Source organism: bacterium, assembly GCA_041648665.1.
Lineage (GTDB): Bacteria > UBA10199 > UBA10199 > 2-02-FULL-44-16 > JAAZCA01 > JAFGMW01.
The window spans coordinates 1-20,420 of the sequence record JBAZOP010000007.1 but is presented as its reverse complement, the minus strand read 5'-3'; the positions used below and the strand labels follow the sequence as shown (position 1 = coordinate 20,420).

General features: G+C 60.5%; 33 protein-coding genes. 29 read left to right on the top strand and 4 right to left on the bottom strand.

Features of this window, described 5'->3' with window-relative positions:
• Position 1: 1 nt before the first annotated feature.
• Genes WC683_04545 through WC683_04510 form a run of 8 tightly spaced genes read left to right on the top strand, consistent with a single transcriptional unit; the run spans position 2 to position 6,604 of the window.
• Positions 2 to 547 carry a DUF2460 domain-containing protein gene (locus tag WC683_04545; GenBank protein ID MFA4971858.1) on the top strand — a complete coding sequence of 182 codons (546 nt, stop codon included), beginning with the start codon at positions 2 to 4 and terminating at the stop codon, positions 545 to 547.
• The gene (locus tag WC683_04540; GenBank protein MFA4971857.1) at positions 547 to 1,419 is read left to right on the top strand and encodes a DUF2163 domain-containing protein; all 873 of its coding nucleotides are present in this window, start codon (positions 547 to 549) and stop codon (positions 1,417 to 1,419) included. The genes WC683_04545 and WC683_04540 overlap by 1 nt, the downstream gene beginning before the upstream one ends.
• Positions 1,416 to 1,925, top strand: coding sequence for an NlpC/P60 family protein (locus tag WC683_04535; GenBank protein MFA4971856.1), 510 nt, complete (start codon positions 1,416 to 1,418; stop codon positions 1,923 to 1,925). The genes WC683_04540 and WC683_04535 overlap by 4 nt, the downstream gene beginning before the upstream one ends.
• A complete protein-coding gene (locus WC683_04530; protein MFA4971855.1) occupies positions 1,910 to 4,552 on the top strand; it encodes a phage tail protein in 2,643 nt (880 codons plus the stop codon). The genes WC683_04535 and WC683_04530 overlap by 16 nt, the downstream gene beginning before the upstream one ends.
• Before the next feature lie 20 nt (positions 4,553 to 4,572).
• Entirely contained in the window at positions 4,573 to 4,884 is a 312-nt protein-coding gene (locus WC683_04525; protein MFA4971854.1) for a hypothetical protein, read from the top strand.
• 4 nt (positions 4,885 to 4,888) lie between these two features.
• On the top strand, positions 4,889 to 5,431 hold the full coding sequence (locus WC683_04520; GenBank protein MFA4971853.1) for an N-acetylmuramoyl-L-alanine amidase: 543 nt from the start codon (positions 4,889 to 4,891) through the stop codon (positions 5,429 to 5,431).
• A gap of 56 nt (positions 5,432 to 5,487) precedes the next feature.
• Positions 5,488 to 6,303 (top strand): site-specific DNA-methyltransferase, encoded by an 816-nt coding sequence (locus WC683_04515; GenBank protein MFA4971852.1) that lies wholly within the window; start codon positions 5,488 to 5,490, stop codon positions 6,301 to 6,303.
• Positions 6,304 to 6,319: 16 nt separating this feature from the next.
• Positions 6,320 to 6,604 (top strand): hypothetical protein, encoded by a 285-nt coding sequence (locus WC683_04510; GenBank protein ID MFA4971851.1) that lies wholly within the window; start codon positions 6,320 to 6,322, stop codon positions 6,602 to 6,604.
• Positions 6,605 to 6,832: 228 nt separating this feature from the next.
• Here the strand turns inward: WC683_04510 and WC683_04505 are convergent, their stop codons facing one another.
• The 3 genes from WC683_04505 to WC683_04495 all read right to left on the bottom strand — a co-directional run bounded on the left by WC683_04505 (position 6,833) and on the right by WC683_04495 (position 9,752).
• Complete coding sequence (locus tag WC683_04505) at positions 6,833 to 8,335, bottom strand: recombinase family protein (GenBank protein MFA4971850.1); 1,503 nt, start codon at positions 8,333 to 8,335, stop codon at positions 6,833 to 6,835.
• A gap of 135 nt (positions 8,336 to 8,470) precedes the next feature.
• The gene (locus tag WC683_04500) at positions 8,471 to 9,157 is read right to left on the bottom strand and encodes a hypothetical protein (protein MFA4971849.1); all 687 of its coding nucleotides are present in this window, start codon (positions 9,155 to 9,157) and stop codon (positions 8,471 to 8,473) included.
• Between the two features lie 118 nt (positions 9,158 to 9,275).
• Positions 9,276 to 9,752 carry a helix-turn-helix transcriptional regulator gene (locus WC683_04495; protein ID MFA4971848.1) on the bottom strand — a complete coding sequence of 159 codons (477 nt, stop codon included), beginning with the start codon at positions 9,750 to 9,752 and terminating at the stop codon, positions 9,276 to 9,278.
• A gap of 442 nt (positions 9,753 to 10,194) precedes the next feature.
• On the opposite strand from WC683_04495, the gene WC683_04490 reads away from it, so the two are divergent.
• Positions 10,195 to 10,476, top strand: a complete 282-nt coding sequence (locus WC683_04490) for a hypothetical protein (GenBank protein ID MFA4971847.1) — start codon at positions 10,195 to 10,197, stop codon at positions 10,474 to 10,476.
• A 60-nt stretch (positions 10,477 to 10,536) separates the two neighbouring features.
• Positions 10,537 to 10,731, top strand: a complete 195-nt coding sequence (locus WC683_04485; GenBank protein ID MFA4971846.1) for a hypothetical protein — start codon at positions 10,537 to 10,539, stop codon at positions 10,729 to 10,731.
• Here the strand turns inward: WC683_04485 and WC683_04480 are convergent.
• The gene (locus tag WC683_04480) at positions 10,728 to 10,919 is read right to left on the bottom strand and encodes a hypothetical protein (protein ID MFA4971845.1); all 192 of its coding nucleotides are present in this window, start codon (positions 10,917 to 10,919) and stop codon (positions 10,728 to 10,730) included. The two genes, WC683_04485 and WC683_04480, sit on opposite strands and share 4 nt — an antisense overlap.
• 163 nt (positions 10,920 to 11,082) lie before the next feature.
• On the opposite strand from WC683_04480, the gene WC683_04475 reads away from it, so the two are divergent.
• The 19 genes from WC683_04475 to WC683_04385 all read left to right on the top strand — a co-directional run bounded on the left by WC683_04475 (position 11,083) and on the right by WC683_04385 (position 20,346).
• A complete protein-coding gene (locus tag WC683_04475; GenBank protein ID MFA4971844.1) occupies positions 11,083 to 11,520 on the top strand; it encodes a hypothetical protein in 438 nt (145 codons plus the stop codon).
• Positions 11,517 to 11,786: a hypothetical protein gene (locus WC683_04470; protein MFA4971843.1), complete on the top strand. Its 270-nt coding sequence runs from the start codon at positions 11,517 to 11,519 to the stop codon at positions 11,784 to 11,786. Before WC683_04475 ends, WC683_04470 begins: the two co-directional genes overlap by 4 nt.
• Positions 11,787 to 11,792: 6 nt before the next feature.
• On the top strand, positions 11,793 to 12,071 hold the full coding sequence (locus tag WC683_04465; GenBank protein MFA4971842.1) for a hypothetical protein: 279 nt from the start codon (positions 11,793 to 11,795) through the stop codon (positions 12,069 to 12,071).
• 97 nt (positions 12,072 to 12,168) lie between these two features.
• Entirely contained in the window at positions 12,169 to 12,576 is a 408-nt protein-coding gene (locus WC683_04460) for a hypothetical protein (protein MFA4971841.1), read from the top strand.
• A 14-nt stretch (positions 12,577 to 12,590) separates the two neighbouring features.
• Positions 12,591 to 13,160, top strand: a complete 570-nt coding sequence (locus tag WC683_04455) for a host-nuclease inhibitor Gam family protein (GenBank protein ID MFA4971840.1) — start codon at positions 12,591 to 12,593, stop codon at positions 13,158 to 13,160.
• Positions 13,157 to 13,459, top strand: coding sequence for a hypothetical protein (locus WC683_04450; GenBank protein MFA4971839.1), 303 nt, complete (start codon positions 13,157 to 13,159; stop codon positions 13,457 to 13,459). The genes WC683_04455 and WC683_04450 overlap by 4 nt, the downstream gene beginning before the upstream one ends.
• Positions 13,440 to 14,345: an ERF family protein gene (locus WC683_04445; protein ID MFA4971838.1), complete on the top strand. Its 906-nt coding sequence runs from the start codon at positions 13,440 to 13,442 to the stop codon at positions 14,343 to 14,345. Before WC683_04450 ends, WC683_04445 begins: the two co-directional genes overlap by 20 nt.
• 193 nt (positions 14,346 to 14,538) lie before the next feature.
• Positions 14,539 to 14,820 (top strand): hypothetical protein, encoded by a 282-nt coding sequence (locus WC683_04440; protein MFA4971837.1) that lies wholly within the window; start codon positions 14,539 to 14,541, stop codon positions 14,818 to 14,820.
• On the top strand, positions 14,817 to 15,218 hold the full coding sequence (locus WC683_04435; protein ID MFA4971836.1) for a hypothetical protein: 402 nt from the start codon (positions 14,817 to 14,819) through the stop codon (positions 15,216 to 15,218). The genes WC683_04440 and WC683_04435 overlap by 4 nt, the downstream gene beginning before the upstream one ends.
• A 2-nt stretch (positions 15,219 to 15,220) precedes the next feature.
• Positions 15,221 to 15,475: a hypothetical protein gene (locus tag WC683_04430; GenBank protein ID MFA4971835.1), complete on the top strand. Its 255-nt coding sequence runs from the start codon at positions 15,221 to 15,223 to the stop codon at positions 15,473 to 15,475.
• 34 nt (positions 15,476 to 15,509) lie between these two features.
• Positions 15,510 to 15,836 (top strand): hypothetical protein, encoded by a 327-nt coding sequence (locus WC683_04425; GenBank protein MFA4971834.1) that lies wholly within the window; start codon positions 15,510 to 15,512, stop codon positions 15,834 to 15,836.
• Positions 15,837 to 16,790: 954 nt separating this feature from the next.
• The gene (locus WC683_04420; GenBank protein ID MFA4971833.1) at positions 16,791 to 17,615 is read left to right on the top strand and encodes a hypothetical protein; all 825 of its coding nucleotides are present in this window, start codon (positions 16,791 to 16,793) and stop codon (positions 17,613 to 17,615) included.
• A complete protein-coding gene (locus WC683_04415; protein MFA4971832.1) occupies positions 17,612 to 17,992 on the top strand; it encodes a nucleoside 2-deoxyribosyltransferase in 381 nt (126 codons plus the stop codon). The genes WC683_04420 and WC683_04415 overlap by 4 nt, the downstream gene beginning before the upstream one ends.
• A gap of 50 nt (positions 17,993 to 18,042) precedes the next feature.
• Positions 18,043 to 18,336, top strand: a complete 294-nt coding sequence (locus WC683_04410; GenBank protein ID MFA4971831.1) for a hypothetical protein — start codon at positions 18,043 to 18,045, stop codon at positions 18,334 to 18,336.
• 16 nt (positions 18,337 to 18,352) lie between these two features.
• Positions 18,353 to 18,523 (top strand): hypothetical protein, encoded by a 171-nt coding sequence (locus tag WC683_04405; GenBank protein MFA4971830.1) that lies wholly within the window; start codon positions 18,353 to 18,355, stop codon positions 18,521 to 18,523.
• Positions 18,520 to 18,675, top strand: a complete 156-nt coding sequence (locus tag WC683_04400; protein MFA4971829.1) for a hypothetical protein — start codon at positions 18,520 to 18,522, stop codon at positions 18,673 to 18,675. Before WC683_04405 ends, WC683_04400 begins: the two co-directional genes overlap by 4 nt.
• On the top strand, positions 18,665 to 19,063 hold the full coding sequence (locus tag WC683_04395; protein MFA4971828.1) for a hypothetical protein: 399 nt from the start codon (positions 18,665 to 18,667) through the stop codon (positions 19,061 to 19,063). Before WC683_04400 ends, WC683_04395 begins: the two co-directional genes overlap by 11 nt.
• Before the next feature lie 663 nt (positions 19,064 to 19,726).
• A complete protein-coding gene (locus WC683_04390; protein ID MFA4971827.1) occupies positions 19,727 to 19,984 on the top strand; it encodes a hypothetical protein in 258 nt (85 codons plus the stop codon).
• Positions 19,981 to 20,346: a hypothetical protein gene (locus WC683_04385; protein MFA4971826.1), complete on the top strand. Its 366-nt coding sequence runs from the start codon at positions 19,981 to 19,983 to the stop codon at positions 20,344 to 20,346. Before WC683_04390 ends, WC683_04385 begins: the two co-directional genes overlap by 4 nt.
• The last annotated feature ends 74 nt before the right edge of the window (positions 20,347 to 20,420 follow it).

The window sequence follows — 20,420 nt, the reverse complement described above, 5'->3', positions numbered from 1 at the left end:
CATGAGCAACGATCTCTATCCGAGAATGCCGCAGGCTGAGATGGTGCAGGTGGACGGCTACAGCACCGATGTCTGGGAGACGGAACCGGGCTTCAACTGGAAGTATCAGGTTCGGTCATTCCCGGTCCGGGCGTTCAAGTTGAAATACGACCCACTGAATGATACCGAGTTCCAGGCGCTACGCAACTTCTGGTTGCGGCACCGGGGAAACCTGGAGTCGTTTCTGGTTGAGGATTATACTGACCGGACACACACGGGCGTCTTCGCCTATGCGGACGGTGAAGCAACGACCTATTGGCTGCCCTTCGATGTGGCGGCCGCGGTGACGATTTCGGTTGACGGCGTGGTGGATCCGGCCGCAGCCGTGAACCTGACCACCGGACTGGTGACTTTCACGACCGCGCCGCTGATCGGCTCCGAACTTTCCTATGCCGCGACGACGCCCCGGTATCGAGTGCGCTTCGCCGCTTCTGATCTTCCCGCCACCCGGCACAAGTTCATCGCCTGGGGGGCCGAGGTAACGCTAGTTCAGGCCAGGGGAATCTGATGCCAAAAGACGCGACCGCTGCTTTTGAGGCGTTGATGGCCGACCAGGAGCGGAGGGTGATCACCCTCTTCGTCTGGCGGTTTGTCTCGACGATGGTCATTCGCACCACCGACTATGACCAGTCGGTCGAGGTGGATGTGGGTGATGGCGACGGCCTGCAAGACTACATGGTTCTGCCCTGCGAGCGGCAACCCATTGAGGCCCGGGCCGACCTGCAGATCGAGGATACGACCCTGGTGCTGCCCAACGCCGATGTCATCATCGAGGGCGCGACGCCGGAGCCGGGCAACAGCATCGCCATGATGGCCGCCGCCGGCCTCTTCGATGATTGCGAGGTGACGATTTACCTCCATGACCTCGAAGGCGGCAACACGCTGCATCATTCTGATTGGATCGTCCAGGGCGCGATTGACATTGCCCGAACCCATGTCACCATCCACCTGCAGAGCGAGTTGTCGCGGCTGACCATCCTGGAGCCGCGAACAGTCGTCCAGGAGCAATGCAATAACTGCGTCTATGATGCGGCCTGCGGGCTGGACCGGGACGCCTGGACCCAAACCGGCGTAGTGACCGGCGGGACGAAGGCAGTTCTCCAGACAAATCTAACACAGGCCGATGCCTACCACGATCTGGGCGAAATCCAGTTCACAACCGGCGACAACTGGGGAGCGGTGCGCACCGTGATGAAGTATGTCCAGGCCAGTGGCGCCATCACGCTATCGAGTCCGCTGCGGAAGACGCCGGCCGCCGGCGATCAGTTCACCATCGTACCCGGATGCGACCGGACGATTGCTACCTGCCGCGAGAAGTTCTTCAACTTGGGGAGGTTCCGGGGATTCCCCTTCGTCCCGCGACCGGAGACGGTGTTATGAGCGAAGCGGCCGTAGTCGAATTGAATAGGAGCCAGGCAGAGGGTCCAGTCGTCGCCGTGCACCCGGGCAAGCCACTCTCGCTCCCCCGGGATGCCATTCGAGCCGAGGCCCTCTCCTGGCTCCGCACCCCCTATCATCCGGGCGCGGCGGTAAAGGGCGCCGGCGTGGACTGCGCGCGGCTGCTGGTTTCGGTCTTCGAGGCGTGCGGCATCATGGAGAATCCAGAGTTGCCCGAGGTTCCCGCGGACTGGTTTCTCCACACCGGAGAAGAGGTCTTTCTCCAGACATTGCCTCGCTATGCCGAGCCGGTCGAGCCGCCCTACCAGGAAGGCGATATCTTGACCTATCAATTCGGGCGGTGTGTCAGCCATTCAGCGCTCTACATCGGGCGCGGCGAACTCATCCATGTCATCAAGGGCGCGGGCGTCATGGTCGAGCGGGAGAATGCCCCAATACTGGCCAGCCGATTCGCCGGGGCCTGGAGGTTGCGATGTCTGACCTCCTAGCAAGCCTGGGCAGAATCGCGTTGACCATTGGGTTCAGTACCTTTGGCGGCGGGGCTCTAGCACACGCCGCCTGGAGCACAGTCGGCTCGCTACTGGGCGGACTGCTTTTCCCACAAAAGAGCCTGAAGGGCCCGCTGGCCGCCGCCAGCCTGCAGGTGAGCGGCCCGCAGAAAGGCCAGCCGCTCCCCGTGGTCTATGGCCGAACCCGGCTGACTGCGAACCTAATCTGGTACGGTAACTTCACCGCCGGCTCGGAGGATGCCGGCGGAGGGAAGGGCGGCAAGGGCGGTGGCGGGTCGGTTCCCGTCTATTCGGCGGATTGCGCCTTTGCGATTTCTGAGGGCGTGGTGCAAAGCCTGAGAAGGATTTGGCTGGGCGACAGCGAAAAGATGCCGGCGGACATTACTCACACTTTTTATTCCGGCACCGGCGCGCAGACAGTAGATGCCTATCTCGCCGCTGCCCTCGAAACGGACCAGCAGACGGCCTGGCTCGGCCCGGCGCCTCCGGGAGGCACGCCTGCTGGTCCTGCTTTTCCCTACACCGCCTATGTCATCTTCCCGCAGTTGTCGCTGGGCTACGGCTCCAATATGCCCGCGATCTCCTTTGAGGTCGAGCGCTACGACCTTACCGACAACGACCGGCTCGACGCAACCCTGCTCGTGACGCACCCCTACGACGCCGACCATGACATGAACCCGGCGCTTATCATCGCGGACTTTCTCACTCACACGCGGTACGGACTCTCCGTTCTGGCCTCCGATATTGATTGGGCTTCTTTCATTGACGCCGCCAACTTCTGCCATAACAACGGCCTCTACATCAGCCCGATCCTGGCGCAGAATCAGGACGGCCTCCGGCACATCGAGGAATTGCTGACCTACTTCGATGGAATGCTGGTCTATTCGCAGGGGCAACTCCACCTGAAAGTCCGGTCGCAACCGGCGACCACCATCCCGATCACCCCTGACGATTACATGGAGGGCGCCGCCGCGACGCTTTCTCGCCAGGGGATTCGAGACGCCAAGAACACGATCCGCATCGAATGGCAAGACCGGGCGAACGGTTACGGGACGGCCGTCACCGAAGCGAAGGACGGTTGGGTGGTGGGGCGCTCCGGGGCGAATCCTGAGCAAATCAGCCTGCCCGCCTTCAAGACGCGCACGCCGACCGAGCGGATGGCGGGCCGAATGCTCCTCATGGCCAGCACGCCGACCATTGCGATCAAACTAGGATTGGCGCCGCGCGAGTTCCTGATTGAGCCGGGCGATGTCCTGGAAGTCACCGACCCGTCGCTCGATCTCGACCACCAGTATTTCCGTGTGGTTTCGGTCTCTGAAGACAAAGATGGCTCGATGGCGGTGAGCGCAGTCCTCGAATATCCCGAGGGCCTGGAACTCTACGGTTATTCCAGCGAACCGGGGGCCGGAACGGTAGGAACCGCGGATCTCTATGGCGACCCGGGCGATGCTGTAGTTACGGTCGTCGAAACCTGGCAGCATGGATTCTTCGGGCAGGGGAGTTTTGTCGTCCACGCCGGCTCGCACCACCCCTCCTATGCCGGATCTGAAGTCCATGTTTCGGTAGATGGCGGCAATACCTTTGCCTACGCCGGGCGAACCACTACCCGGTCGGCGCAGGGGGCGACCCTGACCCTGCTGCTGGCAGGCGGAGCAGATCTGCAGCCGGCAGCCACCGTGGAGGTGGACATTGGGGCGACAGGCGGCACGCTCGAAAGCACCACCGCCGCCGGACTGACCAACGAGGAGAAGTTGGTCAATATCGAGGACGAGGTCATCGCCTACCAGACGGCGACCCTGATCGCCGCCAATCAATATCGGCTGACCGGATTGTATCGAGGGCGGCAGTCCACGGCCCGCGTAGATCATGGCATCGGCTCCTCATTCTGCTATCTCAATCCCCGGGCCTTGCAGGTGGATTTCCCGGCAACCCTGCAGGGCGAGACAGTCGTCTTCAAGGTCGCCTCAATCAATCACGCCGGGGAGGCGCAAGACCTGGCGGCCGTACCCGTCGTCAACCATCTGGTGGATGCGCTGATCGCCCCGATCATCGGCGACATGACCATTGACGGCAACTTGGCATTGTCGGGAATCCTGGACTTCGGCGGCCCGCAGTTGTATGGACTCGACGCCACCCACCTGGGAATCATCGGTTCACTGACCATTGACGGGGCCGCCATCTGGCTGCGCAACAACGGCTACGCGCAATACTCCATTGACTCGGCGGATGCTGCCGCCGGCACCTATTCGTTCACCTCTTACCGCCGCTATCGCGGCACCATCGCCGCCCCGACCGCCGTCCAGAACGGAGACTGGATTGGTGGTCTAAGGTTTGGCGGATACGATGGTGCCGCGATCCAATTGCGGGGCGGAATCTTCGCTCTTGTGGACGGGGCAGTCGCGGCCGGTGTGGTGCCGACTGCTATCAGCCTGCGGACAGGTACGGCTTCTCTGATCGAGAGATTCCGCATTTCCTCCGCCGGCCTCTTCACTATGGTCGGGCTTCCGGCCTACGCCAATAATGCGGCGGCGGTAGGCGGTGGTTTGACAGTAGGCCAACTATACCGGACGGGCGGCGATCCCGATATAGTATGTGTGGTTCACTAACACAGAGGGGGAGATTGGTAATGGCTGAGATGGTGCAGTACATGAAGGAGGGCGCGGCAGGGATTGTCGCCCTGGTGATTGTCCTGTTTCTGCGTCCAATCGTGATAGCCTTTATCCAGGAGTTGTCTGACTCGCGGAAGGAACGGGAGACGATGCGGGTGGAGTTCAACGGCCTGCTGACCAATCACCTCACACATAATACTGAGGTGCTGGTGCAAGTATGCTCCAGCCTCAACGAACTCTGCAAGTGGGTACGGAGCGGTCTCACTGGCCCTACGGGTGCGACGGGCGCGACGGGTGCGACGGGCGAGAAGGGCGAGAAGGGGGATTGATAGAATGAAGATCGCCATTGACCCCGGACACGGCATGAGCAATCGAAAGCCCGGCGTCTATGACCCGGGCGCAGTCAGTGCGGGACAGGATGAGGCGACTATCGCCCTCCAGTACGCCCTTACCCTCAAATACACACTTGTCTTCGGAAACGCGGGTATGCCCTGCTTCCTGACGCGCAGCAATCACGACGATCCGGCGCCGGTCGGGACCCGCGCTCAGCGGGCAGAGGAGGCCGGGTGCAATCGCTTCATTTCCCTGCACCTGAACTCGTCCGTGAAAGTGGCCTCCGGGATCGAGGTCCTCTGGCGCGCGGCGAAGGACAAACCACTCGCCCTCGCCTTACTGAAAGCCCTGGTGCGCGTCACTGGTTTCCGCAGCCGTGGTATCAAGCAGCGCACAGACCTCGCCGTGCTGAGGTTCGCGCCCGGGCCGGCCGTCCTGATCGAACTTGGTTTCATCAACAACCCGCAGGAGCGCGCCTGGCTGCTCCAGCGCGACAACCGGATTGCGGTCTGTCAGGCAATCGTCGAGGCAATCAGGGCATGACCCAAATCATCTGCGGCGATTGCCTGACAGTCCTGCCCACCCTGCCGGAGAACTCGGTGGACTTGGTAGTCACCTCTCCGCCATACAACTGCCGCAAGCAATACGGGCAGGATGATGACCAAAAGCCCTGGCCGGAATACTATCGCTGGATAGGCTTGGTGCTGGATGAACTCTATCGTGTCCTGCTTCCGGGCGGTGTTCTCGCGCTGAATGTGCCTGGCGTGGTAAGGTGGCAAGCGGAACACAGATACGCTGATACCTGGAGTGACTTTGACCCCGGATATAAGACCCACCGGAACGGCGAGAAAGTTGTGGGCAAGGGCAGGATTGAACCGATTGGGTTTATCCTGTTTGAGATGATGCGACAGCGAGACAGCCATATCAGGGAACCGATTATTTGGGTGAAGGGAAGTAACGGGAACGCGATCTGTTCTCAATACCGCATGGGTTGCGACAGCGATCCGTACATGCGCCCAGCCCACGAGTTTATACTACTCGGCTCGAAAGGCCAATGGTATCACCGAGGCGGAACTGGGCGGCGTGGAGACATAGCCCTACCATTTCCAGATGATACCAAAGATGTGTGGTTTGCTTCGCCCGAGTCGTCACGGCTCCATCCCGCCGTCTTTCCCGTCGAGATTCCGAGGCGACTTATCCGCCTCTTCACACACGCCGAAGATTCTGTGGTGCTAGACCCGTTTATGGGTAGTGGCACTACCGGACTGGCCTGCCAGGAACTAGGCCGGGACTTCATCGGGATTGAGCAGGATGAAGGATACTGCGAGATTGCACGGCGGAGGATTGCCCACGCGGAGAATATCCTGCGACCAGAACCGCAGGGAAAGCAGTTGACTATAAGCATCTCACCATAGCCGAAAGGAGAAACCAATGTTCAATCTCACCGAACTCGGCACCATCGCAGGCGTCGCCGGATTCCTGAAACTCGTGGCCATCCCGGCGGCGAAGACTATCTGGCCCGGAATGCAAGGGCGGGCGACCGTGCTGTTCGCCTACAGCGCGGGCGTCGTTGCCGCCGTGGCGGCTTCGGCTGCGGCAGGCAAGACCTCAGCGGGTGAACTCGGCGCGGCTGCCCTGACCGGAATCGCCGGCGCGGCCTCGGCCATCGGCGCGAACGCGGCGGTCAATGCGGTGCGCAGGCCGGAGAAGGTCTGAGAGGCAAACCAGGGGTCGGTAGTCATTCTGGCTTCTGTCTCCTGGCTTCTGTCTTCTGAATAACACGCCCTGGCCTGGGTATGGCTGGCGCGGTCTCTCCCTAACCGGAGGGGCCGCGTCTTTTCTGGTTTATGGCCCAGAAAAAACCCACATTTACCCCACAATAAAACCAGATTCGCCTGCGCTCCTGTGTTAGTTGGCGGCGGAGGGGGAGGGTTCCGTGATGAACTACCTCGCAGGGGAGGCGTCCTCGGGCAGGTCGGAGCGGTCCCGCAGGATGATGTCTAGCCCGCCATCTTGCCTGGGCGTTACCGAGACAAAGACCTCAGATAACCGCCGCCGACGCTCGACTACCGGGGTTTCGGCTGAACGCAGTTTCCGTATGGTCTCCCGGAGATACCGCTTGCTGGGCGGCTTGGGCGCCGGGACAGGCGCGCTCAATGCCTGCTCGGTCTCCTCGATTCTCCCCACCAGCAACCTCTTCCTGTCCCGGAAGGTCGCCAAGTCAAACTGCCCGGCCAGGTAAGCATCCTCCAGCCGGGTCATGGTCTCCCGAAGCCCCCGCAGTTCGTCCCGCAGATCCTCGAGCCGCTCGGCGCTCCGCTGAGCCGGCGCGACGGCCACGAGTTCGAGGTTGCCCGCGGCCTCGGCCAGCGCCTCAATCACGGCCGCCTCGACCTTCGGGGCCGGCAGGCTGAATGACGGGTGCGTCAGACGCGCCCGCGAGCAGCGATAGTATCGGCTTCCGCCTGTACCGCCGCCTGAACCCCACATATTCTCGCCACAGACCGGGCATTTGAGCAGGCCGGTCAGCAGGTATGGGCTGGCCGGGTGCATGGTGCGGGCCCGGCGGTCGAGAATCGCCTGAATCCGCCGCCAGCGTTCCCGCTCGATGATCGGCAACCACTCCTCAGTTTCGACCAACGCCTTCTCCCATTCGCGCCGGTGATGGTCTATCCGCTTACCGCCCACGGCTACCCGGTGGCTTTTCGGCTCAGACGCGATCAAGGCGGCATAGGTCGGGTTCCGCAAGGTCCGCATGACCCGGACGGTATTCGTCCAGGCGGACCCCCACTTGCCCAAATAGCCTCGCTCATTCATCCGCCGCGCGATGGTGACGGTGCCGAACCCCTGCTCGGCCAGCCGGTAGATCGCCCGGACGACCCTGGCCTCCTGCGGCTCGATAACCAGAGATTTGAGTGTCGGGTATCGGGCGTCGCAGGCTTTCCAGTGATAGCCCAGGGGCGCGGACCCGCAATGGCGCCCTTGCTTGCGCCGCTGACTCAGGCCCTTCTTAGCCTCGTGGGATAGGTTGAGCGAGTAGTACGCGGCCATCGCGTCCATGATGCGCTCGGTCAGGAAGCCGGCCGGTGAGTCGTCGGTCGGCTCGGCAATGGAAACCAGGCGCACACCGTCGCGTTTCAGCGCGGCGCGGAAGACGGCCTGGTGTTCACTGTCCCGGCTGAACCTGTCAAACTTGTGGACCAGGATGGCGGCTACGGCAGCCTCGGCCCGGGCGGCGGAGATCGCGGCCTGGAAGCCCGGGCGGTCAGATCGGAGGCCGGATACCCCTTCATCGGCGAACTCGGCGACGATGGTGTACCCCAGCCCGGGCGCGGCTTTCTGGACGGCATCGCGCTGGGCGGGAATAGAATACTCGGATTGCCCTTCCTCGGAGTAGCGGTAGTAGGCGATGGCCGCTAGGGGAGTCCCGGGCTTGGGGGTGGTCATGGGCGCAGGAACCATCCTTTGCGGAAGATCGCCCAGCAGAGAACAAGCGCCCAGATCGCGGCGACGACGCCCATGACATTGTCGTAGGTGAGGATGTCCATCATGGCGTTCCGGGGCTATTGAGGTAGGCCGTGGTCACTTCGGTGGCTCGCTGCCGGATTCTTTAGCGAGCGGCACCAGGACCATGATGTCCTGACCGACTAGGGGCCTAATGCCGACCATGACGCTAGTCGCCCCAGCAGGAATGACAGGGGTTTCTCCGTAGGATAGGGGAAATGAGCAATCCAAATGGATATTGTACCAATTTCTGATCGAGGTAGAGCCAACGCCAACATCGGGAGTCACGGTTCGGGCTGGCAGTTTTGTCTCTCCAGATAGGAGATATACGGTGACTCCGCGAGTCCAGTGCTGGAGGTTGGTCGTATTCTCTTCGGTGATGTAAACGAGGACCGAGAGTCCGTTGCGCTTCTTCGCCGCAGCAATAAGGCTGGCAATCTTGGCTTCATCATACCTTAGCCCCTTGGCATCCAGATACCCCATAGTCCAACCGGTAAATCGGTCGGTCATGACGGTTATCATGGTTATCTCGGCAGACCCCAATTTGGGACCCTTGGCCCGACATGCGAGTCCCTGCATGAATGCAATAGTATCTACGCCCCTCTTCTGCATCTCCGCGCCCCAGCGATACGAGGTGATTATTTCCTCTTCCGACAGGCGGAGATCTGGGTGGAGTTCGGCTGGGCACCCAACGGCGCCGGAGAAAAACGCCAGCCACGCCCATAATACGACGAGACAGCATGCTTTCCTAACTGGTAGTGGCATTGCCTGTTTCCCTCCTCTGCCTCCAAATTCTCTCAGGGTTTCCCCTTCGCCTTCTTGATCCGCTGGACACGCAAATCTCCTCTATCCTGGTCGTCGCGGAAACGGGATGATCACCGACTCATTCCTCAGTGCTCGTCCCGGGTGCCGACCCTTTCGCCGACACCCGGCGTGGAGCGCTGATCTGACCTCGCGGGAGGCCCTTTGTTTTCTTGAGGCGATAGAACCTGAGAATGTCCTGGATGTCCTCCAGGCTAAGGTCCCGGTCAGCCCTAAGCCGATATTCGAGTTCTCGCTCGGCCTCGGTTGGCGATTGGTAGGGCGCGGTGGCCTCCCTGACGCCCCGAGCGGCAGGCGATGGGGCGGCTGGTTCCCCGGACATTTCGCGGGCGCGGGCCTCCAGTTCATCGAGGGTAAGCCCCAAGGCGGCAGCGATCCGTTTGATTGTGTCGTGGCGGCCACCGGCTTGGCCGGTTTCTATCCTCGAAAGCGTGGCCTTGGTAAGGCCCGCGCGGGTTCCGATTTCCTCCTGCGTCCTGCCCTGCGACTCCCGGATGGCCCGGATGGTGGCCCCCAAGATCTTTTCGCTTGTGCTCATAGGCCCATTATACCAGGGCTTTTCGGCCACCGGCAACTAATTGGAAAAAAATTGTCCAAAGGGGGTTTACAAATCGTTACTTATGTGGTATAGTAGTTTCGGAGGCGCAACAGATGCGGGCAGCACAGGCAAAGATCACCGTGAGAACTGACCGGCTGGCAGAGGCGATTGCCTCACGGAATTGGACTCACACCAGGGCCTCCCGCGTCCTTGATATATCGCGCACCTATCTACACATGATCATGTCCGGGGAAAGGGTTCCCGGCCCTCAGGTACGCGAGCGAATCCAGGCGGTCTTCCAGTTATCCTTCGACGGGATTTTTTATTTGCTTCCCCAGTCACGATGTCGAAACAGGGGGCAGAGGGTGTCACGAAAAAGGAACTCCCTAAGTCGTAAGCGTCCCCAGCAGCAAAACTCACTCGACGGAACGAGGATATAGGCATGGCTGATTTACGATCCAGAACGGAGCGGCAGCGCCGAGGCTTGAAGAGTCGGATCGAGCGGACTCTGGATCGAAAGGTCCGGGGGTCAGTCCGCGAGTTGGTTATCAACCGATTCCAGAAGGGCGAAACGATTGATGCGATCAGGATAGATTTACTGATAAGACACAAAACGGCACCCTCGAATGGGACGATTCACAACTGGGTCCGGGAAGCCATAGCGAAGGCGAAGGCGGAGGAAGAGGCTAAGGCGCAAGCCGAGACCCAGGAGGCGGCGGCATGAATCAACTGCCGGCAATGGGCATTGGGCAATAGGCAATAGGCAATAGAGAGGAGCGGAGAGATGGCAAAGCAGAGCGAGAAGGCGAGCGAGAAAGAGCAGAAGGCGTTACCCAAATGGACTCCGGCGGCAGAGATGACCGACCTGCAACTCATCAACGAGGCGATAGATCACCTGCGGGGGCGCGTGCATGAAAATAACAACGCCCTCACGATCCTTCGCCTGCTCAAGGTGCGACGGGAAGTAGCCCGGCTTTAGGCAATCCGGGTCTTGGGCTCGCCCGTATGGAAGTCAGGCACGGCGTCAAAGATGATCTGATAGCAGGCGGCGACCAATTGGGCGCGTTCCAAGACCATCTCTCGCGTATACGGTTCGTTTTGCACAGGCAGATTGGCCTTCTCTAGGGCGGTGACGGTGAGATGAAAAGCGACCTCAGACTTGTTCATGGTGATTCTCTCCCCCTTCGTTTGGGTGTGCCAATGCCCTCTTCGGCGAGGGGGGAGAGAAATCCTGCCCACACCAGGAGAGGGCTTGGGCCTGCGCCAAAATGAGAATATCGTTCACAATACATTTCAGAGCAAAACCAGGGTGTGTAGCGGGGTGATGAGGATGGCCGAGGAAGCCAAAAAGAGGACACTGAGCAAGGAGCACCTGGATGCTCTCGCGCGGGGGCGGGCGGCTAAGGCGGGACAGCCCCACCAAAGGGCGGTGCGCCCCACCCGGGCAATCGTCCGCGCCAAGTGCATTGATTGCCTGGGCGGCTACTCCTACGATTGCAAAAGCCCCGACTGCCCTCTTTTCAGCGTTCACCCCTTCCGTGGGCGGTCTATCCCGGAAACCTACCGGGATTTGTTCGACTTCGACGGCTGCCAGGACCCCGACGCCATCACCGCCGCTCGTCAGCGAGCAAAGGAGGCATGGGAGGGGACTTGCCAGCCGGGAGAGACTTTCCTGGCGTGGATGGAGCGGACGAAGAAACGACCGCAAGAGTTCTTTGAGACCAAAGCGGGCGCGGCAAGCAGCGCCCCTACGGAGGCCTCGGCATGAAGACTGCCACCGTCCGTTTCTTCTCCGAATCCGGCCGGGAACTGACCCGGCGCCAAGTGCAGGCGAACTTGGCGGCGTGGGGGCGGGAAGTGCTGGCGGAGGAGGCGCGGAGGGCGGAGGAAGAGCGGGAGAGCGTGGGGCGCGACAGTGTGGAGCGAGAGATAGAACCTCCCCGGTCCCCCATAGGGACGGTGACAGATTCAGGGGACCAGGGCTCGCTAGTCGGGGCCGGGGAGGGGATTGATGCGAGAGGCGAGGGGAGGTGAGGGAGTATGGCAGCGTTCTTCGGGCGAGTGAGACCGCCCAGCGTCAAGACGGACAAAGACGGTTTCGCCGTGGTGGCCGTCATCGTGTTGGAGTCGGAGGGCGGCAATCCACATGAGCTGTTCGAGCAGGTGCGGGGCATGGTGGGAAAGCGAGTTAGGGTCGGAATCACCTACGAGCAGACGGACATGAGCGCAAAGATAGACCAGGTGACGGGGGAACTACTGAACGACGGAACAGAGAAAGCAGAAGGGCCGGAAGAGCCAGAAGAGCCACATGAAGCCTGAAGCGCCGGGCGGGAACCCAGCGCTCCAGTGAAACGGAAAGATGCTGACAGGGAGATTCTACCACGCAAGCGACTTCCCTGTCAAGACGGGAGAAGCGATGAACTACCTGAGACCATCACCGGGAGACCCACACGCAGACGCGGCGGCGAATCCGCCAGAGTACACCTACGGATGCGACTACTGCCAGCGTGATCTCACCGAAGACGAGGCGGTCTTGCATGAAGTTCCCATGTGCAACCGCTGCGCTGAGGAGCCGGACGAATGCGACATCTGCGGTGAGCGATACCCGCGCCAGATGCTAATTCTGCTCAGCGGCTACTTCGACGAGCAGAACCGGAAGTGGCTCTGCGCCAGTTGCGACGAGAAGGCCCGGGCGACAGCCAAGCCGGTCTGCCTGAGCATGACCCGCAAGCCTTTGCCGGCGGCGGAGCCGGAAGACACTGACCCCGATTCTGTGATGGAAGCCCAGTACCGCCGGAAGTTGCACCGCCCGGCGTACCGATAAGAGGAGGCAGCGGCATGACAACACCAAACGAGAATGCCGTCCTGGTAGGCGGCTTCTGGGTAGACCCGGATACCGGCGAGGTTCTGGGTTGCGCGGAGATCAAGCAGGAGTTCGCTGTCCGGGACCGCGGTTCCGCCGAGTGGGCGCTGGAGAAGATGCAAAACCTCGAAGCCGACCTGCTGGCCCTGGAGGCCCGCGAGAAGGCAATCCGCGAAGCGATTGATTCTCAGCGCAAGGATCTTGCGCGGCGGCGGGAATGGCTCGGCCTGCGATTCGACGCCGAACTGGAAGCGTTCGCCCGCGAGACCCTGGCAATGGGGAAGTCGCGGACGCTGAAACTCGATCATGGGCGGCTATCCCTGCGCACCGTGCCGGAGCGGGTGGCCTTGCGTGAAGGCCGGGAGAAGGAAGCGATTGACTGGGCAAGGTCGGCTTGCCCGGAGGCAGTGAAGACGACGGAGAGGCTACTGGCCTCAATCGCCATCGAGAAAGTGGAGGCCTTGCCCGACGATCTGTTTGAGCGGGTTCCTGAACACGACACCTTCCGGGTTGACACCGGAATCAAGGCGGAGCCGAAGGCATGACGAGGGCGGCGCGAAGCGCGGAGGTAGTCTTCCCGCGACGATACCAGGAGAACCGCAGGACGAAGGCCATGCGCCTGCGGGCCTCCGATCCGGGCGTACTGATTCATGCCCCGGCAGAGTTCAAGGCTTCGGTCTTCGGCGATCACGGCGTCCATACGGTCGAGCGGAAGGCAGGTCACTGGCATTGCGACTGTCAAGCGCATGGTTACGGGATTGAGTGCTCGCACATTCTAGCGGTGCGGGCGCTGGTGACGACAAATGAGGGGGAGGGAGAGAGAAATGGCACTCTACAAGAGTGAAAAGATCGAAGCGCTGGCGGCGGCACTGGTCGCCGCACAGTCGGAGTTGAAAGCAATTCACAAGGACAAGACAGCGAACATCCAAACGAAGACTGGCGGCCAGTACGCCTACTCCTATGCCGACCTGGCAACGGTGATTGAGGTCTGTCGGCCCGTCCTGGCAAAGCACAAGTTAGCCGTAACGCAGGTTCTCGGCAATCTGATCGGAGCGGAGGGCGGATCGGTGGGAATCGCCGTCCAGACGCTACTCGTCCACGAGTCGGGAGAGTACATCAGCAGCGACTATGGATTGACCTGCGCGATGGACGATCCAAAAAGCGCGGGAAGCGTCATCACTTACCTGCGGCGATACGGTTATCAGGCCCTCGTGGGGATTGCCAGCGAAGAGGACGACGATGGCGCGGCGGGGAGCCGTGCGGCCCCGAAGGTCAACCGCGAGACCGGGGAGGTTGAGAATCCGTCGCCGGAAGTTGCCGCCTCAATGCAAAAGTGCCCCGACTGCGGCGCGGCGACAGTTCGCAAAGAATCTCAATCGGCGGAGAATGCTGGCCGTCCTTACTACCGCTGCTCGACCGCTAAGTGGGATCGGCAGACCAAGAAGTGGTCTGGCTGCCAGTTCTTTGCTTGGGAGGATGAGGCCCTGGGGAAACAGGCGGCAGAGGCGAACCCTGAGCCAGTCCTGGACACTACCTGGGGTGAAATCCTGGTACGGTGCGCCGCGCTGGGAAAGAAACTGATAGACGGCTGGCGGAAAGACCATACCGAAACCGAGGCCCAAGAACTCCTGATCGTCTGGAAGCCCGAATGGGAATCCCTATCGAAGGAGCAGCGGAACGAGGCGCGCCATTCGGTGATGCCACAACTGGAAGAGATGGGGCTGGTCTAATGACTGAGCGCGCGCTGTTCCACAACTGCATTTGTTGCCGGACTATGCGGGAGGCCTTCCGGGGAGCAATCTTCGGCAAGCAGAAGCCGACGCGGGAATGCCCGATCAATGGCAATGGGCAGCGACTCTCCCCAGGCCGGGTGCGCAAGGAAATGCCGGACGGTTGGGAATGCACGGAGAGGGAGGCGATCAAATGAGCCAACTCGCCTTTGCGAAGAATTGCCGGAGGTGTGGGTGGAGGCAGGGAACGCTACCGATTAGCGATCACCAACTCTTGCGTGACGCATTCGCCAAGCGGCCTTGCCCGGAGGAAAACGGGCACCAGGTCACACCCCTGGAGGTCAGACAGACCAAGCCGCCGGGGTGGGTGTGTGAGAAGCGAGAATCCGCCTCCGCCGATCCAGCCTTCGTAGCCGATGCTACTTCGGCGGAGCAGGCGGCTACGGCGGACAAGGGCGTGGAGCGTGAAGCGTGATTGACGAAGCCACCCGAGATCAGGTTGACCGAATCCTGAGCCGGCACATCGGCGGGAAGAACGCGATCACGACCCGGCAGATCGCAAGTCTGGTCTTTGATCGGGCCAACCATGCAACCTGCTTCGCCGTCTTCGAGTCGGTGGACAGCCTGATCAAAGACCTGCACCGGCCGTACTGCTCGGGGTCGCAGGGCTACTTCCGGGCGGCGACGGCTGAGGAGTTGGGCCAGTATCACGAAGCATTGCGCGAGCGATTCAAGGAGTTGTGGCGCCGGATGCGGGCCGTCCGCCAAGTGTACCGGGAAGTCCTGGCCGATGAACAGAAGCAGGCCGATTTGCCGCTGGAGCCGGAACCTGTCTTCGACGAGCAGCACCAGGGCGTGCTGGTGGAGGTGTGAGGATGACCCCAGGACAGAAGATTGAGAGACTAAATCAGATTAGGTCGGTGGGTTCGGCGGGATTGCACGCCGACATCTACTGCCACGGGACTGACTGGTACTGCGATATGGTGCTGGTCGGTTCGTCAGAAAAGCATGAAGCGCCACAGACCCGCGAGGATTGCGAGAAAAAGGGATGGTCGCAACTGCTCCGCTTGGCGCGGGCAATCGTCGCCATTGAGTTGGCTCCGGGCAAGGGTTGCTGTGAGAAGGAGTAGCCAACATCCAGAACTGGCGAAGGGGGATTGGGCAATGGGCAATGGACAGATGATGACCAGACACACCACCTACAATGAGATTTGCTGCTTGATTTGCTGCCTGTTAGTCGGGGCGCTGATGTTCCTGGGCGCCCGGATGATACCGGACCGGCCTGAGCCCGCGGATGGCCGGCAGGTCGCCGTCACCCTCCATCAGGGCGATACCTGGTGGGAGGCCATGCGCGACCTCGGCTGGGAGGGGAATGGTCAAGAATACCTGCGGGCGGTAAAGGACAAAAACAGATTCACCCGCCTAACCGGCAATCGTCCGGCCCGGGCGATCATGTGGGACTTTCGTAAAACGGAGGTGGCGGAGCGATGATACCTAAGCGTGACTGGTGGGGAGAGTTCCTGCGGGCCTGCTTCTGGTGGCTCTGCTGGATGCCGGAGGATAGGTGATGACGACTAGACTTCCCCTGGCCCTACTGCTGGGGGTGATGATTGGCATTGGCAAGCAAGTCCGAGGAGAACCGGGCTGTGTTGCGCGACGCGCTCTCTGGCGATGGTCGGTTCCGGTGCAGACGGTCGCCCTTGCTTGCCTGATAGTTGGCCTGCCCTGCTTGAAAGTCGCCCCCGTGGCGTCGCCCAGCAATGGGCTTAGGGCAAGGGTGGGCCAGGAAAGCCGTGGAGGGGCCGGGATAGTTGGGTCGCGACTAGTACGTGGCAACGATTCCCGGCCCCAAAGCGGCCAGATGAAAGGAGGAGGGGGTGAAACTCAATCTCTGGCGAGTGGGACTAGCGCTCAGTGTAATGTCGCTGATAGCCGTAGAGGTAGGGTTAGCACTCCACGCCCCTACCCCCTTGGTAGTCTGCGGTTACGCCTCGTTGTTCGCGGGCATGATAACTGCTTTCGCGGGCAGCGTCTTGTCAAATTGACCGCCATCTGTCCCCAAAGCGGACAGATGAAGGGAGGGGGAAATGGACGACTGGAAAGGCGAACTCCTGTTCTACGGATTCGTACTGCTACTGAGCGCGATGCTGTTGTACTTCTCCGGGTCAAAGTGACCGCCTTCTGTCCCTGCCCTCGCTGTTGTGGCCGCTACTCCCGGCCCTGGCGCAACCTGCCTTCTCGTGGGATCGCCACGAGACTGTACCGACCGGGGACACGGCTAGTCCTGACCTGGCCGGACGGTTCGCGGTCAAGCCATGTGGTGATAAGCCACGGGCCGAATCACCTGGACATGGCAATGCCGAGGATGGCGGGGGAGAGAGGATTCGGTAAGGCCCATGAGCGGGCAAGGCGGTTTGGCAGTAAGCGGGTAAAGGTGGAGGTGAAATGACTGACAGGATCATCCGAGTGTTTCCGCGCCGGACAAAGGCGACACCGATAGACGCAATGGCCTTTGTGGGCGATCCGCCTCTCTTCCGACCGGAGGCGGACAAGGTGATGGTATCCTGCACCTTCACTTGGGATAAGCCGGAGGCTGAGAGATTAGCGCGGGAGTGGGGAGCCTACTACCCGACAGAGATTGGTGGCCCGGCCTACAATGATCCCGGCGGCGAGTTCACTCCTGGCCTGTTCCTCAAACCGGGATATGTCATCACCAGTCGCGGCTGCCCCAATGCCTGTGGATTCTGCTTCGTGCCGAAGCGAGAGGGGAAACTACGCGAGTTGCCAATCACCGAGGGGTTCGATGTGCTAGACAATAACCTGCTGGCGTGTTCAGACCGACACATGGAGGCGGTGTTCGCAATGCTGGGGCAGCAGAAGCATCGGGCAAGGTTCAGCGGTGGGTTAGAAGCGGCGCGAGTTACGCCGAAGGTTGTTTCTCTACTCCAATCGGTGAAGGTAGAGAATCTGTGGCTGGCATTTGACCGGGTAGGGGCGCAGAACGCAGTCGAAACAGCGGTCGGCCATCTGCGGCGAGCGGGACTGACCCGCCAACAGATTTCCTGCTATGTCCTAGTGGGCTATCAGGATGACACGATGGAAAGGGCAGAGAGGCGGCTTCGTTGGGTGTTTGAAATTGGGGCTATGCCCTTCTCTATGCTATTCCGAGCAGATGGTATGCCCGAACCGTCAAAGAAGTGGCGACAGTTTCACCGCTTATGGTGTAGGCCGCCGGCGATCAAGGCGATGTGCAAGGGGGAGACGGGATGAGAATATACATCATTTGTCCGGTTAGAAAGGCGAACGCGGAAGACATAGTTGAGCAGAAACGAGTTGTGGGTCGGTTGAGGGTTGATGGCCATGCGGTGTATTGGCCACCCGAAGATGCACCCCAAGAAGACCCAACAGGATTAGCGATTGTAGAGTCGGAGTGCGAGGCGATACGCGATGCGGATATAGTGTGCGTCCTTCAGTGGAGAGAAACGCAGGGGCAGGTTTTCGACCTGGGTATGGCAGTTGCGCTCGGTAAGCCGATATTGGTAGTAAAGCCGCCCGAAACAACGGAGCATAAGTCGTACGCCAATGTCCTGCTGCTTCTAGTTGCCCGCTCGCGGGCGCAGGGGAAACTGGAACTGGCAGGAGTGTAGCACCGGAGGGCGTTGTCCTTCGGCAGTAGGAGGGTAGGGGTGGAGGTGAAATGACTAAACGCACGGGAGGGGTGTGGCCATACAACGAACATAACGAAGACGCCATGCCGGGCGACATCATGGTTGACCTCAATGGGGCTGTCTGGAAACTCGATCATAGTCGGGGCTGGGGAAAACGGATGCTCGGAGAATTGACACCAACGCAAATCAAGCGACCGGGGAAGCGCGGCAAGATCATCGAGGGGCAGTTGGTATGGGTTGACGGGGAGATAGGGCCAGTCGAGCCTGGGTCAGACCTATACCCATTTCCGAAGCCCACCACCAGCCGCAAGCCTGCGGGGTGAGGAGAGGAGGAGGGAGATGACGATTGAGGAAGAGTTGGAGGCAGCCGAGGAGCGTATTGCCAAGTTGACAGAGGAACTGATGGAGAAGGTCGCCACCATCGAGACTCTGGAGTTGAAGATTGACGACCTAAAAGACATCTTTAGCGACATCGAAACAACTGCTAGGGATGCGAGGAATCGCAAATGAACGCTGAGGAGATAGCAAGGCAGTTGCAGGATGGGTGTGACCGGCTGCTCCGAATCCTCAACCGGGTGGCCGAGGTGTTGGCAGAGATACGGCCGCTGCGCTGTGGTGAGATAACATTCGGGGCGGGGGAGGAGGTGGCTCATGGAGGCTAAGGAACTGGTCGCTGATATCCTGTCCTGCAAGCAGGCGTATGACTTGGGGATCACCAGGGGGATGAAGACGTATTTCGTCTATGGCACATATGCGGATATGGGCGCACTTTATCGCGCCGAACAACTGATGGATGATACCATTGAGGGGGAAGACTTTTTTCCCGCCCCGACAACCGATGAGTGGTTGGGGATATTGCCGGTGACGATAGAGGAGAAGGGGCGACTATACTGGCTGCTCGCGGTTAGGGACATGGCTCAATATCAGCGGTACAATGATAGGTTCGATGTGTTGAAAGGTATGTCTAGTATATCTACCGTCCAGTCTCTCTGCGACCTAGCCATCTGGCTGGCCGAGAATGGGATATGGAAGCCGGAGGAGGTGAAGTGATGATGGGTGAATTGATAAGAGCCGCAACGGTTGTATTGACCGCGCTAGTGGTCGGTTTCATAGTGGGCACTACCCTTGACCTATTTCACTACCGGAGAATCATCGCTAGGCAGCGCCGCCTCCTCGCTGAGTATCAAAGGGAGTTATGGTCTGGCGGTATCACTTGTCCCGAATGCGGGGGTGAACCCTGGGCAGATGATGGAGAATGTTGCTTCGTTTGCGAGGGGTCTGCCTCGTGTCCCTTCATACCTAGAGTCCAGAGAGATTGCGAAGCAGCCGGAGGAGGAGAAGGGATGAGGCGGTCGGTGAGAGTTCAAACTCCATATCAGGGCGAAGTTTATGCCCACCGCGACAAGAACAGTACTCGGCACATTTATATGGAAGTCTGCGACCGGCCGGGACATGGCAAAAGTGTATTCGTTACATTACGCCAGGCCCGCCGTTTCGCCAAAGCGATCCTGGAGATGGTGGGGGAAGAGGAGGGGAAGGGATGAATCAAGAGCCGACAGAGTGCATCTGGATGCAGGATAAAGCCTGGCTTCCGCCTATCTGGGTATCACTATGCGGAAGAAGGATGGGGATTGAGACTTGGGTCGTAAGGGATTTCCGTTTCTGTCCTTACTGCGCCAAGCCCCTCAAAATGGAGGGGGAGGAGGCAAAGCCATGACCCAGCAGATTCAGTGGCCACCCTGTCCGCTGGCAGGAGGCCCTAATCGTTACGCGGTCATCACAGACGACAGGGGGCGGGAAATTGTTACGCGGTCATGTCGCCTACCGGGTGCTGGCGAGAAGTTTGTCGAGCATTGCCAAGCCTGCCCTGCGCCGGAACTGGTATCCGTCGCCGAACTGCTGGACATTAGGGATTATCCCACCGCCAGATCCGCCCTTGCCAAGATCGCCGCGATGGAGGAGGGGCCATGAACACCCAACTACTTGTCCCTTGTCGTGAGACCTGCGGCGAGTTACTGGCCCACGGCTTGACAGTGGACAAGGGGACCGGCGAGCCGATTTCCCCTGTCATAGATACCTACTTCGTTTGGTTGTGGGTTGAGACCGACTGGGATACCAAGGATGCTGGCGCTTGGATTGTGGTCCCTCGGCATCATCCGATGCACCATAGCATCCCCGCCCCGACCTTCGCGGAGATATGGGGTCGCATCAAGCAGGCACTCGTGGACCGAAAGGAAGAATTCGTCCTGCGGCTGGATTCGTCCGATGACGGGCCTAACGAGTTGTACGCTGCTCTCCTCGGCGATGACTCCACCACCGCCAGGGGAGGATGAGGATATTGCACACAGTGAAGACCATAACCTGGCCGAAGCCGCCGCCCAACTGTGGCTGTGGCTTCGCAAGGAGG

What these genes read in the sequence shown, in the direction of transcription:
- WC683_04545 (MFA4971858.1), top strand. Translation starts at nt 2, where the DNA reads ATGAGCAACGATCTCTATCCGAGAATGCCGCAGGCTGAGATGGTGCAG.
- WC683_04540 (MFA4971857.1), top strand. Translation starts at nt 547, where the DNA reads ATGCCAAAAGACGCGACCGCTGCTTTTGAGGCGTTGATGGCCGACCAG.
- WC683_04535 (MFA4971856.1), top strand. Translation starts at nt 1,416, where the DNA reads ATGAGCGAAGCGGCCGTAGTCGAATTGAATAGGAGCCAGGCAGAGGGT.
- WC683_04530 (MFA4971855.1), top strand. Translation starts at nt 1,910, where the DNA reads ATGTCTGACCTCCTAGCAAGCCTGGGCAGAATCGCGTTGACCATTGGG.
- WC683_04525 (MFA4971854.1), top strand. Translation starts at nt 4,573, where the DNA reads ATGGCTGAGATGGTGCAGTACATGAAGGAGGGCGCGGCAGGGATTGTC.
- WC683_04520 (MFA4971853.1), top strand. Translation starts at nt 4,889, where the DNA reads ATGAAGATCGCCATTGACCCCGGACACGGCATGAGCAATCGAAAGCCC.
- WC683_04510 (MFA4971851.1), top strand. Translation starts at nt 6,320, where the DNA reads ATGTTCAATCTCACCGAACTCGGCACCATCGCAGGCGTCGCCGGATTC.
- WC683_04505 (MFA4971850.1), bottom strand. Translation starts at nt 8,335, where the DNA reads ATGACCACCCCCAAGCCCGGGACTCCCCTAGCGGCCATCGCCTACTAC.
- WC683_04500 (MFA4971849.1), bottom strand. Translation starts at nt 9,157, where the DNA reads ATGCCACTACCAGTTAGGAAAGCATGCTGTCTCGTCGTATTATGGGCG.
- WC683_04495 (MFA4971848.1), bottom strand. Translation starts at nt 9,752, where the DNA reads ATGAGCACAAGCGAAAAGATCTTGGGGGCCACCATCCGGGCCATCCGG.
- WC683_04490 (MFA4971847.1), top strand. Translation starts at nt 10,195, where the DNA reads ATGGCTGATTTACGATCCAGAACGGAGCGGCAGCGCCGAGGCTTGAAG.
- WC683_04485 (MFA4971846.1), top strand. Translation starts at nt 10,537, where the DNA reads ATGGCAAAGCAGAGCGAGAAGGCGAGCGAGAAAGAGCAGAAGGCGTTA.
- WC683_04480 (MFA4971845.1), bottom strand. Translation starts at nt 10,919, where the DNA reads ATGAACAAGTCTGAGGTCGCTTTTCATCTCACCGTCACCGCCCTAGAG.
- WC683_04475 (MFA4971844.1), top strand. Translation starts at nt 11,083, where the DNA reads ATGGCCGAGGAAGCCAAAAAGAGGACACTGAGCAAGGAGCACCTGGAT.
- WC683_04470 (MFA4971843.1), top strand. Translation starts at nt 11,517, where the DNA reads ATGAAGACTGCCACCGTCCGTTTCTTCTCCGAATCCGGCCGGGAACTG.
- WC683_04465 (MFA4971842.1), top strand. Translation starts at nt 11,793, where the DNA reads ATGGCAGCGTTCTTCGGGCGAGTGAGACCGCCCAGCGTCAAGACGGAC.
- WC683_04460 (MFA4971841.1), top strand. Translation starts at nt 12,169, where the DNA reads ATGAACTACCTGAGACCATCACCGGGAGACCCACACGCAGACGCGGCG.
- WC683_04455 (MFA4971840.1), top strand. Translation starts at nt 12,591, where the DNA reads ATGACAACACCAAACGAGAATGCCGTCCTGGTAGGCGGCTTCTGGGTA.
- WC683_04450 (MFA4971839.1), top strand. Translation starts at nt 13,157, where the DNA reads ATGACGAGGGCGGCGCGAAGCGCGGAGGTAGTCTTCCCGCGACGATAC.
- WC683_04445 (MFA4971838.1), top strand. Translation starts at nt 13,440, where the DNA reads ATGGCACTCTACAAGAGTGAAAAGATCGAAGCGCTGGCGGCGGCACTG.
- WC683_04440 (MFA4971837.1), top strand. Translation starts at nt 14,539, where the DNA reads ATGAGCCAACTCGCCTTTGCGAAGAATTGCCGGAGGTGTGGGTGGAGG.
- WC683_04430 (MFA4971835.1), top strand. Translation starts at nt 15,221, where the DNA reads ATGACCCCAGGACAGAAGATTGAGAGACTAAATCAGATTAGGTCGGTG.
- WC683_04425 (MFA4971834.1), top strand. Translation starts at nt 15,510, where the DNA reads ATGGGCAATGGACAGATGATGACCAGACACACCACCTACAATGAGATT.
- WC683_04420 (MFA4971833.1), top strand. Translation starts at nt 16,791, where the DNA reads ATGACTGACAGGATCATCCGAGTGTTTCCGCGCCGGACAAAGGCGACA.
- WC683_04415 (MFA4971832.1), top strand. Translation starts at nt 17,612, where the DNA reads ATGAGAATATACATCATTTGTCCGGTTAGAAAGGCGAACGCGGAAGAC.
- WC683_04410 (MFA4971831.1), top strand. Translation starts at nt 18,043, where the DNA reads ATGACTAAACGCACGGGAGGGGTGTGGCCATACAACGAACATAACGAA.
- WC683_04405 (MFA4971830.1), top strand. Translation starts at nt 18,353, where the DNA reads ATGACGATTGAGGAAGAGTTGGAGGCAGCCGAGGAGCGTATTGCCAAG.
- WC683_04400 (MFA4971829.1), top strand. Translation starts at nt 18,520, where the DNA reads ATGAACGCTGAGGAGATAGCAAGGCAGTTGCAGGATGGGTGTGACCGG.
- WC683_04395 (MFA4971828.1), top strand. Translation starts at nt 18,665, where the DNA reads ATGGAGGCTAAGGAACTGGTCGCTGATATCCTGTCCTGCAAGCAGGCG.
- WC683_04390 (MFA4971827.1), top strand. Translation starts at nt 19,727, where the DNA reads ATGACCCAGCAGATTCAGTGGCCACCCTGTCCGCTGGCAGGAGGCCCT.
- WC683_04385 (MFA4971826.1), top strand. Translation starts at nt 19,981, where the DNA reads ATGAACACCCAACTACTTGTCCCTTGTCGTGAGACCTGCGGCGAGTTA.